This is a genomic window from Halorubrum sp. B52, assembly GCF_059752555.1.
The window spans coordinates 1-12,169 of record NZ_MWTG01000018.1; the positions used below are offsets into that span (position 1 = coordinate 1).

Sequence of the window (12,169 nt, forward strand, 5' to 3'; positions counted from 1 at the left end):
GGCCTCCGGCAGGATCAACCGGAATGTATAACCTCTGAACCTGGTTCCCGGCTCAGAGGGGGTGTTGGCGGGTTTTGACTTGCGATAAGTCAAAACACCATTGCATGGTCTATGTGGTGTCCGGGTCAGCCAGCGATCTGGATGACACCGAACTACCACGGCTCACATCAGATTTCCTCTTACGCCGGAGCGCAGGGGGCGAAATCCTCATATCGGTGAGTCGGACGAACCGACTCTACGAAACCGGGCCGAGTTGAACGGCCCGAATCCGCGATGCGTTCTTCGCGTCTTGACCGAACGGGCTTATACACTTAAGCACGTCGGAACGCTTCGACCGGCCGCGGTGCGGCCGGCCGTCGTCCCCCACGCCGGGGGACCTTCGCATTCATCACGAACCCCGGCTTGTACTTAACCCCGTCGAACCATCGCCGCCACGTCATGCGGTTTCATTGGGATCGGTTGCCACGACGAATCGTGGACCGAAAGCGTTCGGACGGGTTCATCCGAGGACGTTCGGTCGAGCTGCAAAAGGCAGATCCGCTCGAACCTATCTGGATTCTGTCAGTGGGTGGACCGGAGATCGCGGACGGATCACGGGGACCGTCTCACGCCCGCGAAGACGAGACCGGTGTTCTCTATTTCGCGTCGGACGCGACCCGCATCGCTATTTCGCATCGGACGCGACCCGCATCGTTCCGATCCCAAAGACGAGCGCTCCGATCGCGGAAGGACGGAGCGAAACCGGACGAGCGGTTCGTTCTCGGCGGAGAGACGCCACTCGTCTCGGACTCGTCCAGTACTCGTCCCCGGTCGCGTGCGCGCGATCAACGACGATATTGCCGCTGGAAGGTGGATTGAGACGACAGAGACCCGCGAGCGAGCAAAAGGAAAGTAACCAGAAACACGCCGCGAGCGAGCGGTCGTTTATACCACGGGCGTTTATAAGGGAGGGGGACGCATATAAAAGCGAACGATGACGAACCCTGCTGATTCGATCGAGATCCAGAACGTCGTTGCATCGACCGGGATCGGCCAAGAGCTCGACTTGGAAGCGCTCGCAGAGGACCTCCCGGGCGCCGATTTCAACCCGGACAACTTCCCCGGACTCGTCTACCGGACCCAGGAACCGAAGGCGGCCGCGCTCATTTTCCGGTCAGGGAAAATAGTCTGTACGGGCGCGAAGAGCATCGACGACGTGCACGAGGCACTCGGGATCATCTTCGAGAAGCTTCGCGGACTCCAGATCCCGGTCGAGGAAGACCCGGAGATAACGGTGCAGAACATCGTATCGAGCGCCGATCTCGGTCACAACCTCAACCTCAACGCGCTGGCGATAGGGCTCGGCTTGGAGGACGTCGAGTACGAGCCGGAGCAGTTCCCCGGACTCGTCTATCGAATGGACGAGCCGGAGGTCGTCATTCTGTTGTTCGGCAGCGGGAAGATCGTCATCACCGGTGGGAAGCGGACGGACGACGCCGAAGAGGCCGTCGAGGAGATCGTCGAGCGGATCGAGGGACTCGGCCTCCTCGGCTAATCGCTCGCTCGATCGGATCGGCTCGATCGTGATCGGCTCGATCACGCCCGGACGACGACGGGTAAACCGGTTGATCGTCGGCACCGCGGCGGCTACGCCGCGCTGTCCTCAGTCAGTACCTCCTTGACGACGCTCGGATCCTCGAGCAGTTGGTGTTTCGTGTAGCTCCCCTCCGCGCTCCCGCCGCTGTGTTTCGACTGTTCGATGATATCGAGGAACGCGTGCTCCTTGAGGAGATCGCGGACGCGTCGGAGAGAGAGACTGTCCGAGCCTTCCTGCCGGCAGATGTTCTCGTAGATCTCGTACACGTGACTGGTTCGGAAGCCGTCCTGTCGCCCGTTCGAGAGGGACAGCAGCGCGAGCGCCTGGAGGACGTACCGGGAGTGCGGCGTCGATCCGCGAATAAGTTCGCGGAACCGGTCCGTTTCGGCGCGCTGGCGCGCCTGCGTGACGAACTCCTCGCGGACGGTGGGCTCGTCGTTCCCCTGTGCGATCTCGCCGGCGTATCTGAGGATGTCGATCGCTTTCCGCGCGTCCCCGTGCTCCCGCGCCGCGAGCGCCGCGGCACGCGGAATAGTGGACGGGTCGAGAACGTCGTCGTGGAACGCGTCCGCCCGCGCCTGCATGATCTCTCGGAGCTGGTTCGCGTCGTACGGCGGGAACACGAACTCGCGTTCACAGAGGCTGGACTTGACTCGTTCGTCCATTCGGTCTTTGTACTGGATCTTGTTGCTGATCCCGACGACGCCGAGCTTGCAGTCGGTGATCTTCCCGGCCTCGCCCGCCCGAGAGAGCTGCATCAAGATCGCGTCGTCGTCGAGCTTGTCGATCTCGTCGAGGATGATGAGCACGACGTCGTATCGCTGGTCGAGGATGCGCCAGAGTCGCTTGTAGTAGGTCGACGTCGACAGTCCCTTGTCGGGGACGTTGATCCCGGTGGCGTCGGGATCGTTCACGCCGTCGGCGATCGTCTGTACGGCCTGCGTCTCGGTCGTGTCCTGCGCGCAGTCGACGTACGCGAAGGTGGCGTTGACGCCCTCCTCGCCGGCGGTCGAGACGAGCCGCTTCGAGACGTACTTCGCGCAGAGCGACTTCCCGGTCCCCGTCTTTCCGTAGATGAGCACGTTGCTCGGGCTCTGGCCGAAGATGGCCGGGTTGACCGCGTTCGCGAGGTCGGCGATCTCGTCGTCTCGACCGACGATCCGCCCCTCCCCGGGGAGATGACTGATCTCGAGGAGTTCCTTGTTCGCGAATATCGGGTCCTCCCGAGTGAAGAGGTCGTCCGCTGCGTCCATGGGATCGACACCGGGTTTCCGGTGAAATGCGTTCCGTTTCGAGCGTGTGCCGAAGTAGGGCGATTGAGACACACACCGTGTTTCCGGTGAAATGGGGTGGATGGGTGGGTGGTGTTCGGCGGGGGTGGGATGGAGGAGCGAAGTAAGAGGCGGGACCGAAGTAAGAGCCGGGAGCGGAGTAGGTGTGAAGGAGCGGAGGAGCGGAGTGAGAGACAGAAGTGGAGTAAGGAATGGGTGGAGTGAGAGACGAGAGCGAAGCGAGGATCGGAGCCATCGTGACGTTCGAATTCACCGGAAACACGGTGTTCGCTCATAACCTCTTGCCGTCGGGACAGAGATTTAAACGCCAAAGAGCCGGAACTGACGACTTCATTTCCGGTGAAAAGTCTCTCCACATTCTGTGGTGATGTCTCTCCACTATTACTGGCAATGGACTGTACTCAAAACTAGTTTATAATTCTTTATAGAGTGGTTGAGACGAATGTCAGTGGGTCGGGAGATAGTCCGGAGCCCTCCCCCGACCGCATCCGCCACACTCCCCGTTTCACCGGAAACCCGGTGTGTCACTCCCCTCCTTGACGGGAATCCCTCTGGACCGAGCGACCACGACGGTCGCCGGTCCCCCCAGACCGTCAATTGTAACGAACAGAGCCTCAGCGATCGGAGGGATCGGCGGCGTCCGACTGCGACGATCCGGAAGCCCCCGGATCGAGATCTCTGTGAAGGAGTGCGAGTTCGGGATCGATCCCGCCGAGCGTCGAGACCTCGTAGGCGATGCGGTACGAACGGGTGAGAACCTGTACCGGCAACAGGAGAACGAGTAGGGTCACAACCCCCACAAGCGCCGTGATTGCGAGCGCCGCCATCCCGGCCGTGGTCCCGACGAGCGCACCGAGCCCGCCGAGCGCGGCGGCCACGAGCAGGAGCACAAGGCCGCCGACCGTAGCCACGAGCGCGAACGCGAACGCGGCCGCGATTCCCGCGACGACCGAGAGCCCCAGCGAGACGACGACGTGGACGAGGAGATACACCAGCAGTTCCGTCCACTCCGCGCGCAGCATGTCCCAGAATCGACTCCACCCCCCGAGGACACCGGTCTCCCCGACGATCATCGTCGGCACGACGAACTCGTAGGTGAAGCGGAGCGCGAGGACCGCGACCGCGACGAGCACCGCGCCGAGGAACCCCAGAACGATCGTCGTACCGACCGACAGCGAACCGAACGTTCCGGCGAGCGCGTCGACCGGCCCCCACCCCATCGGAGCGTCCGCGGCGACCGCGACGAGGACCGCGAGCGCGACGGGCGCCGCCGCCGCGACACTGAGCGCCGCGGTGAACAGGAACAGCCCGACCGACTGACGGAGCCGCGCGAGGAACGGCCGCCAGATTCGGACCTCGTTCGTGCGGAGGGCGTCGTAGAAGACCAGTCGCAGCGACAGCGAGGCGACCGAGAGAGCGACGACCAACAGGACGATTCCGACGGCGACGACCGCGAGCGTCTCCGAATCGACCGCCCCGACGATCCCCTCAGGGGTCACCGCGCCGGGATCGACGCCGCCGGAACCCGGACCCACGCCGCCGGAGCCCGGACCGACGCCGCCGAGGCCCGAGTCGGTCCCCCGAGGCGGCGTCACGCCGGCGTCGGAGACGACGGAGACGGAGGCGTTCGCGCTCGCGCCGCCGCCGCCCATCAGGAGCACGAGGAGGGCGAGCTTCGTCCAGCGAACCAGGCTGAACGGGAACAGGAACCGACGCGTGGCGTCGACCGCGTCGTCGAGGGCGTCGATGGCGTGCCAACTCATGTCCGGCGGTTCTCACGGATCGCCTATATAATATGTCGGAGGAGCGGGTCGGGGCGTCGCACTCGGCCCGACCACAGCCCTTTACGCCGGACGGTGCGAGGCTCCGAGTATGAAAGTCCGCGGCGAACGGGAGTGCCAGGAATGCGGCGCCCGGTGGTCGTACTACGAGACGGGAAGCGTCGAGTGCCCGGACTGCGGGAGCCTCCGGAGCGTCGGCGTCGACGACCGCACGGCCCACACCGACGCGCCCGCGTCCCTCGACCTCAGCCCCCATCGCACTCGGTTCGGAGACGCGAGCGGGACCCTCCCCGCGGAGGGAGTCGACGACCTCAAATCGGACCTCCGCGAGTACGTCCGCAAGCGTGGGTTCGTTCGCGGCGGCGAGCTGCTCCCGCTAGACACCACGTACCTCGCGGCCCGAGAGCTCCTAGAGGCGGTCGACTGCTACGACCGGCTCCGCGATCCCACCGACGCCGACCGCGAGTACCTCCTCGATCTGCTCGCCGGCGCCGACGCGGGTGACCGCCCCGAGACCGAGCGCGTCCCCGAGCGACTCCGCGAAGCGCGCGGTATGGCGGCCGCGCGCGCGGTCGACGAGTATCGGAGCGATCTCCTCGCGTTCCTCGACGAACTCGACACCGAGACAGACGACGAACTCGACTCCGAGACAGAAACTGACTCCGAGGCTGAACCCGACCCCGAGACAGACGCGCCAACGGTCAGGGTCGCCGGCGGCGACCCGCAGTCACGGATCGCTCCGGCCAGGGAGCTCTTGGAACGCCTCCGCGACCGAGCGAAACGCGTCGAGGCGCTCAACGGCGACGTTCCAGCGGCGGACGCCGACGCGCTCGTCGACGCCGCCGACGCGCTCGGCGAGTACGTCCGGACCGGCGACGACACCCCGATCGAACGGGCTCGGTCGCGACTGGACGAACGGGACGTCTGAGGGCCGAACGAGACGTCTGAGAGCCGAACGAGACGTCTGAGAGCCGAACGAGACGTCTGAGGGACGAACGGGACGTCAGAGGGGCGTCGGACACGCCGGAATCACCCATGATACTCGCGGGGGCACATTCAACCTCCGCCTCGCCGACCCCCAACCATGTCGCGGTTCGACGTCCACAACCACCGCCACGCGCTGAAACAGCTCAGAGACACCGGCTCGACGGGACTCTGGGAGAACCGAAAAGACGTCCCGTGTCCCGTCTGTAACGACCCGTTCGATCGGCTGTTCACGACGCGAGAGACGGGAACGACGTTCCCCGAGAACGACGGGGCTCGCTTCTGTCTCCTCCGCGACCACGACGCGATCCACCTGTTCCGGCACTGACCGTCCGTCCGGCCGAAATCCGGCCTGACGGGACACAGACGCTCAGTCGCTCGCGCGACGGAATGCCGACGCTCAGTCGCTCGCGACCGGGTCGACGTCGTGCTCCGGCTCGTCGATGTACCGCTCGGTCCACGTCCCCCGGGCGAACCACGCGACGCCGATGACCGCGCCGAGGACGTTCCCGAGCGCCATCCCGACCCAGATACCGGTCTCGCCCCACCCGGCCACGAAGACGAGGTAGCCGACGCTGGCGACGCGGCCGACCCAGAGGGTGAGTATCGATATCACCATCGCGGTCTTCGTGTTACCGGCGCCGCGGAACGCCCCGAGGATCACCTGCGAGACGCCGATGAAGGCGAACTCCACCGAGCGGATCCGGACGTACTCGACCGCGTAGCCCACCGTCGCGGGCGCGTCCGGCACGTCGCCGAGGAAGACCCCGACGATCGGTTCCGTGAACGTCACCGCGACGACGGCGACGAGGAACATCACGCCCGCCCCGGTCGTGGCAGCGATCTTCACCGACCGCCCCGCGCGGTCCGCCCGGTCCGCGCCGAGGTTCTGCCCCACCATCGTGTCGATCGCGCGCCCGAGCCCCATCGCGGGGAGGAAGACGAGCGAAATGAGCCGGTTCCCGAGGCCGTACGCCGCCACCACCGGCGGCGAGAACGTGACCACCATCGCCGTGAGGGTGATCATCGCGAGCGCGCTGGTCGTCTGCTCGACGCTGGAGGGGAGCCCGAGACGGAAGATGTCGCGGATGAACCCGATGTCCGGAGCGAGGTGGCTCACCGAAACCGCCGGACCCAACTCGGTGCCGAACAGCAGCCAGATGCCGATCGCGGTGGCGACCCCTCGCGAGAAGATCGTCGCTATCGCCGCCCCCTCGATCCCGTAGCCCGTGAATCCGGTGAACGCGAACAGCGAGGCCTCCAGCGCGACCGGGTCGAACGCGCCGACGCCCGGGACCCCCGCGAGCCACTCGAACAGCGGGTTGTCCGCGAACCCGAAGATGAGGAACGGGTCGAGGAACACGTTCAGGACGACGGAGACGAGCATCACCGCCATCGGCGTCCGGGTGTCGCCGTAGCCGCGCATCAGCGCGGAGAAGACGAAGAAGCCGAACATCAGCGGGATGCCGGCGAAGATGACCTCCATGTAGTCGGCCGCGAGGGGGATCACCGTCGCCGCCGTCGCGGGGTCGCTCGGGAGGAGCTCCAGGGCCGGCCGCGTGTAAAAGTACCCCGCGATCCCGATGAACACCGACAGCACGGAAACCGTGAAGAGGGTCTGTCCCGCGACGAGTCCCGCCGACCGGTCGCCGTCGGCCCCCGTGTACTGCGCCACGAGGATGGCGCCCGCGGTGGTGAACCCGCCGGCGACGGCGATGAGCAGGAAGATCAGCGGGAACGCGAGGCTGATCGCCCCGACGGCCTCCGCCGACAAGCGACCGAGGTAGAGCGTGTCGACCACGTTGTACGTCACCTGTAACAGCTGGATGACGACGATGGGCCACGCCAGGTGGAACAGCGGTCGCACTAGGCTCCCCTCGGTGATCGACTCCTCGGGAACGCGTTCGTCGCCGTCGCCGCCGCCGGAATCGCCGGTATCGTCGAACCCGTCACCGCGGCCGGAACCGTCGCCGCCGCCGGAACCGTCGTCATCGGGGAGATCGCTATCGTGAGAACCGTTTCCGTCGACCCCGGGCGGGGAATCCGGTCGGTCCTCGGAGGGCTCGTCGCTCACTGATTTATAAGTGAACGGCTCCGTCAATCAGGCTTCCGATTCCGGCGGCCTGCGTGGCACGACGGTATCAGACCCCGTCTCCCCCGGTCGCGCGGTCGCTCTCGGGAGCGTCACCGACGAGGCCCGTACCGCCCGCCCGATCGTCTTCGGGACCGTCGGCCGGAGAATCGTCGGCCGGAGAATCGTCGCCCGAGGGGCCACCGGCCGGGGAGTCGGCGTCGGCCGTCCGACCGCCCCGCGTGCCGTCGTCGTCCGGCTTGTCGCCCGCCCGCTCGCCCGGCGGGCGTCCGTCCTCCGGACCTCCAACCCGCGCGACGCCGGAGGTATCGTCGAAGACGAGGTGGCGGTGGGGGTACGCCATCTCGACGTCGGCGTCGGTGAGACGCTCGCGGATGCGCGTGTTCACGTCCGACTGCACCTTCGCGAGCTTGTACGGCTTCTTCACCCAGTACCGGAGCCGGAGCAGGATACCGTCGTCGCCGAACTCGTGAAGGCGACAGTCGGGGCTGGCGGTGTAGCGCGCGACGCCGACCCGAATGTCGGGGCCGCCGTTGATCACCGCGTCGCAGTCGCGAGCCGCGCGCTCGATCAGCCGGCGGCCTTCGGAGATGTCGCTCTCGTAGGTGACGAGCACGTCGATAGTCCGCCGCGTTCGCTCGTCCTCGGCCGAGAAGTTGGTCACGTCGCGCTCGCGCATCGTCCCGTTGGGAACGACGATGAAGGTGTTATCGAGCGTGAATATCTTCGTGTACCGGATCGTGATGTCCTCGACGAATCCCGTCGTCCCGTTCTCCAGCTCGATCATGTCACCGATCTCGAACGGCTGGTCCGCGAGGATGAACACGCCGTTGATGAAGTTCCCGACGAGCGGGGCGAGAATGATACCGATAACGGCCGAGAACACCGCCGTCCCGACGAGCAGGTCGGTGAACTGGAACCCGGCCGCCCTGAGCCCGAACAACAGCGCGATGACGACCGTCCCGACCCGGACCCCGCGGACGATCGTCTGCGCGACGCTCTGTCTCGACACCCGCCGAGCCACCGGGCGGCCGATGAGCCGGACGAGGAACTTCGAGAGGAGCGCACCCAGCGCGACCGACAGAATCACTATCAACAGTCGCGAGCCGGGAAGCGACGCCAGCCGCGAGACGGCGTTCGTCACCGGATCGAGGACCTGTCCCACCGCGGGGCCGAGGACCCGTCCCAGCGCCGGATCGGGGGTGGTCCCCGAAACCGATGCCGCGCCCGCGGACTGTGCCATAGCCAATCCGGCGTCGCCCACCGGAAAAAGGGTTTCTCCCTCCGGGCGAAGTCCGGACGGTGTTCGGGTCGATCGAGGTCGCGAACTGGGCAACCACTATCACCCCGCCGAACGAACTGGGTAACATGTCCGAGACGCCGCCCACCAGACCCTCTTTCAGCGTCGCGCACGATTCCACGCCGAGCGACGTTCTCGTCGCCGGCTTCTCGTCGTTCGGCCTCGCCGGACTGACCGCCGTGGACTACCTGGTCGACGACCTCGACCTCGAGGAGACCGGACACGTCGGGACCGAGGGCCTACCGTCGATCACCCCGTTCGCCAAGGGTCGCCCACGCCACCCGATCCGACTGTACTCCGCGGAGGACGTCGACGTCACCGTGCTCGTGGCCGAACAGTTCGTGCCGCCCGCGCTCGGCGAACTCCTCTCGACGTCGATCCTCGACTGGACGGAAGGGGCCGGCGTCTCGGAGATCGCCGTGTTGTCGGGGGTGCCGATCCCACACGGTCCGGACGCTCACCGGACCTTCTACGTCGCGACGGACGACTACCGCGAGGCGCGGCTCGCGGACGAGACGGTTCCGCCGATGGAGGCGGGCTTCCTCGACGGGACGAACGCCTCCCTGCTCGAACGGGGGATGGGATCGCCGCTCGGCGTCGGCCTGTTCATCACGCCGGTCCACGCGCAGGCGCCCGACGTTGAGGCCGCGGTGCGGCTCGTGGACACGGTCGACGACACCTACGACCTCGGCGTCGACTCCGAGCCGCTGGCGTCGTTCGCGGAGGAGATCCGCAAACACTACGAGGGGCTCGCCGAACGGATGGAGGAGCGCGAGCCGGAGGGAGGGTACGACCGGATGTACATGTGAGTACGACCGGACGTACATGTGAGTACGACCGGATGCACATGTGACGGCGACCAGTTCGGCCCGTCGTCTCGAGGGATCCGGCTCTGAAAACGCGTGCAACTCGTCTCATAGTAAAAACCTATATCCGAGGGACGTGTCGGCTCCTGCATGACGGACGACCTCCGCGACACCCTCGACCACGTCGGGGACCGGTTCAACCTCGGCGAGTACGAGATAGACGCCTACCTCGCGGTGTTGGAACACGGCGAACTGACGGCGAGCGACATCGCCGACCGAACCGACATCCCGCAGCCGCGCGTGTACGACACGGTTCGGAGCCTCTCGGACCGCGGGCTGGTGGAACTGCGCGAGTCGCGGCCGATGAAGATCGTCGCCGTCGACCCGGACGACGCGTTCGGCGATCTCCGGTCGTCGTTCGCCGAGATGGTCGACGAGCTGGAGGCGCGGTACACCGCGCCGACCCGAGAGACCGAAGCCGTCTCGCTCGTGAAGTCGCGGTCGACGATCCTCCGGTACCTGGAGGAGGTCATCGCGGGCGCGGAGTACGAGCTCGCGCTCTCGCTCACCCCCGGCCTGCTCCGTCGCTTCCGCGACGACCTCGCGGCGAAGGTGGCCGCCGGCGTCAGCGTCGAACTCCTCGTCACGCCCGCCTCGAAGGCCCCGGATCCGGACGAGTTCGACTACCTCGAGGTCGCGACCATCGCCCGCGCGCGCCGCGGGATCACCACGCCGATCCTCGCGGTCGCCGACGGCGAGTACTCCGTCTACGCCACCCAGGACGCGCTCCGCGACGACCGCGAGCGCTACGGCGTCATCTTCAACCGTTCCGCGCTCGGCTTCCTCGTCTCGGGGTTCTTCGGTACCGTCCTGTGGACGACGGCCGAGACGCTCGCGACCGACGGGGCCGCGCGCCCGTTCCCGCGCCGCTACGCGTCGATCCGCCGGGCGGTCAAGGACGTCAAGGAGTTCGGCGACGAGGAGTTCTACGCCACCGTCGAGGGGCGCGACATCGAGACGGGCGAGTCCGTCACCGTCCGCGGCCGCGTCGTCGACCTCGCGTTCGAGGAGTCCGAGGAGGTCGCCTCGCTGGTGGTCGAAACGACCACCGGGCGCGTCGAGATCGGCGGCCGCGTCGCCGCCCTCGAGGACGTCGAGGGACAAGAGATCGTCATCGGCCGCGGCGAACCGCCGGCGCTGTAGGGCGGCCGGCCGGTTCCGCTCGGGAACCCGTCGCCGCGCAGTCGCCCCGATTTATTAGTCGGGCGACCGCCCGATCCGTATGGAGTACACGACGCTGGGCGACACGGGAGCGAGCGTCAGCGAGCTCGCGCTGGGCTGTATGAGCTTCGGGAGCGAGCACGACTGGATGCTCGACGAGGATGAGGGACGCGAGCTCGTCGAGCGCGCGATCGAGCTCGGGATCACGTTCTTCGACACCGCGAACGTCTACTCGAACGGCGAGAGCGAGGCGATCCTCGGCGACGTGCTCGCCGAGTACGACCGCGATCGGTTCACCGTCGCCACCAAGGTGTACGGCGAGATGGACGAGTCGAACCCGAACGCGAGCGGGCTCTCGCGGAAGGCGATCGAACAGGAGCTCCAGAACAGCCTCGATCGGCTCGGGATGGACACGGTCGACCTGTATCAGATCCACCGGTGGGACTACGAGACGCCGATCGAGGAGACGCTGGCGACGCTCGACGACGCCGTCCGCCGCGGCGACGTGCGATACGTCGGCGCCTCCTCGATGTGGGCCCACCAGTTCGCCGAGGCGCTCCACGCGAGCGACCGCGAGGGGTACGAGCGGTTCGTCACCATGCAGAACCTCTACAACCTCGCGTACCGCGAGGAGGAGCGCGAGATGGTCCCGCTGTGCGAGAGAGAGAACGTCGGTATGATCCCGTGGAGCCCGGTCGGCGCCGGCTACCTGGCGCGCCCGTACGAGCGCGATGACGCCACCACGCGCGGGGAACACGAGACCGCGCTCGGGCGCCCGTACCGCGAGGGCGGCGGCGAGGAGATCAATCGCCGCGTTCAACAGCTGGCCGACGAGAAGGGCGTGAAGATGGCCCAGATCGCACTCCGCTGGGTGGCCGGAAAGGACGTCGTCGACGCCCCCATCGTCGGCACGTCGAGCGTCGAACACCTGGAGGACGCGGTCGAGGCCCTCGACGTCGACCTCTCCGCGTCGGACGTGGAGTGGCTCGAGGAGCCGTACGAGCCGGTCCGGGTCTCCGGTCACGAGTAGTCTCGACGGGCGCGGTCGATTTTCGCACCACGGCGTCCCCGATCTCACCCCTGTGTCAGCGTAACACACTTAACAGATCGCTCTGTA

Annotated in this window: 10 protein-coding genes; 6 read left to right on the forward strand and 4 right to left on the reverse strand. The window is 66.7% G+C overall.

Annotation, left to right across the window (positions count from 1 at the left end; translation table 11 throughout):
• Positions 1–973 precede the first annotated feature (973 nt).
• A complete protein-coding gene (locus tag B4V04_RS16895) occupies positions 974–1,534 on the forward strand; it encodes a TATA-box-binding protein (RefSeq protein WP_015910251.1) in 561 nt (186 codons plus the stop codon).
• Positions 1,535–1,626: 92 nt separating this feature from the next.
• Here the strand turns inward: B4V04_RS16895 and B4V04_RS16900 are convergent, their stop codons facing one another.
• Together B4V04_RS16900 and B4V04_RS16905 are read right to left on the reverse strand one after the other, a co-directional pair.
• Positions 1,627–2,829: a Cdc6/Cdc18 family protein gene (locus tag B4V04_RS16900; RefSeq protein WP_498232835.1), complete on the reverse strand. Its 1,203-nt coding sequence runs from the start codon at positions 2,827–2,829 to the stop codon at positions 1,627–1,629.
• A gap of 653 nt (positions 2,830–3,482) precedes the next feature.
• A complete protein-coding gene (locus B4V04_RS16905; RefSeq protein ID WP_498232836.1) occupies positions 3,483–4,631 on the reverse strand; it encodes a DUF7544 domain-containing protein in 1,149 nt (382 codons plus the stop codon).
• A gap of 109 nt (positions 4,632–4,740) precedes the next feature.
• Here B4V04_RS16905 and B4V04_RS16910 point away from each other — a divergent pair, with 109 nt between their 5' ends.
• Both B4V04_RS16910 and B4V04_RS16915 read left to right on the forward strand, forming a co-directional pair.
• Positions 4,741–5,577 carry a DUF7117 family protein gene (locus B4V04_RS16910; RefSeq protein ID WP_498232837.1) on the forward strand — a complete coding sequence of 279 codons (837 nt, stop codon included), beginning with the start codon at positions 4,741–4,743 and terminating at the stop codon, positions 5,575–5,577.
• Between the two features lie 156 nt (positions 5,578–5,733).
• Complete coding sequence (locus B4V04_RS16915; RefSeq protein WP_498232838.1) at positions 5,734–5,961, forward strand: DUF7385 family protein; 228 nt, start codon at positions 5,734–5,736, stop codon at positions 5,959–5,961.
• 72 nt (positions 5,962–6,033) lie between these two features.
• Here the strand turns inward: B4V04_RS16915 and B4V04_RS16920 are convergent, their stop codons facing one another.
• Together B4V04_RS16920 and B4V04_RS16925 are read right to left on the reverse strand one after the other, a co-directional pair.
• Positions 6,034–7,707: an MATE family efflux transporter gene (locus tag B4V04_RS16920; RefSeq protein WP_498232839.1), complete on the reverse strand. Its 1,674-nt coding sequence runs from the start codon at positions 7,705–7,707 to the stop codon at positions 6,034–6,036.
• A 67-nt stretch (positions 7,708–7,774) separates the two neighbouring features.
• The gene (locus tag B4V04_RS16925; protein WP_498232840.1) at positions 7,775–8,968 is read right to left on the reverse strand and encodes a mechanosensitive ion channel family protein; all 1,194 of its coding nucleotides are present in this window, start codon (positions 8,966–8,968) and stop codon (positions 7,775–7,777) included.
• Between the two features lie 125 nt (positions 8,969–9,093).
• Between B4V04_RS16925 and B4V04_RS16930 the strand changes: the two genes are divergently transcribed.
• The 3 genes from B4V04_RS16930 to B4V04_RS16940 all read left to right on the forward strand — a co-directional run bounded on the left by B4V04_RS16930 (position 9,094) and on the right by B4V04_RS16940 (position 12,082).
• Positions 9,094–9,834, forward strand: coding sequence for a proteasome assembly chaperone family protein (locus B4V04_RS16930; protein ID WP_498232841.1), 741 nt, complete (start codon positions 9,094–9,096; stop codon positions 9,832–9,834).
• 147 nt (positions 9,835–9,981) lie between these two features.
• Entirely contained in the window at positions 9,982–11,034 is a 1,053-nt protein-coding gene (trmB, locus tag B4V04_RS16935; protein ID WP_498232842.1) for an HTH-type sugar sensing transcriptional regulator TrmB, read from the forward strand.
• Positions 11,035–11,113: 79 nt separating this feature from the next.
• Positions 11,114–12,082: an aldo/keto reductase gene (locus tag B4V04_RS16940; protein ID WP_498232843.1), complete on the forward strand. Its 969-nt coding sequence runs from the start codon at positions 11,114–11,116 to the stop codon at positions 12,080–12,082.
• Positions 12,083–12,169 lie beyond the last annotated feature (87 nt).

Coding starts and splice junctions, on each gene's coding strand:
- B4V04_RS16895 (WP_015910251.1), top strand. CDS start 974: ATGACGAACCCTGCTGATTCGATCGAGATCCAGAACGTCGTTGCATCG.
- B4V04_RS16900 (WP_498232835.1), bottom strand. CDS start 2,829: ATGGACGCAGCGGACGACCTCTTCACTCGGGAGGACCCGATATTCGCG.
- B4V04_RS16905 (WP_498232836.1), bottom strand. CDS start 4,631: ATGAGTTGGCACGCCATCGACGCCCTCGACGACGCGGTCGACGCCACG.
- B4V04_RS16910 (WP_498232837.1), top strand. CDS start 4,741: ATGAAAGTCCGCGGCGAACGGGAGTGCCAGGAATGCGGCGCCCGGTGG.
- B4V04_RS16915 (WP_498232838.1), top strand. CDS start 5,734: ATGTCGCGGTTCGACGTCCACAACCACCGCCACGCGCTGAAACAGCTC.
- B4V04_RS16925 (WP_498232840.1), bottom strand. CDS start 8,968: ATGGCACAGTCCGCGGGCGCGGCATCGGTTTCGGGGACCACCCCCGAT.
- B4V04_RS16930 (WP_498232841.1), top strand. CDS start 9,094: ATGTCCGAGACGCCGCCCACCAGACCCTCTTTCAGCGTCGCGCACGAT.
- trmB (WP_498232842.1), top strand. CDS start 9,982: ATGACGGACGACCTCCGCGACACCCTCGACCACGTCGGGGACCGGTTC.
- B4V04_RS16940 (WP_498232843.1), top strand. CDS start 11,114: ATGGAGTACACGACGCTGGGCGACACGGGAGCGAGCGTCAGCGAGCTC.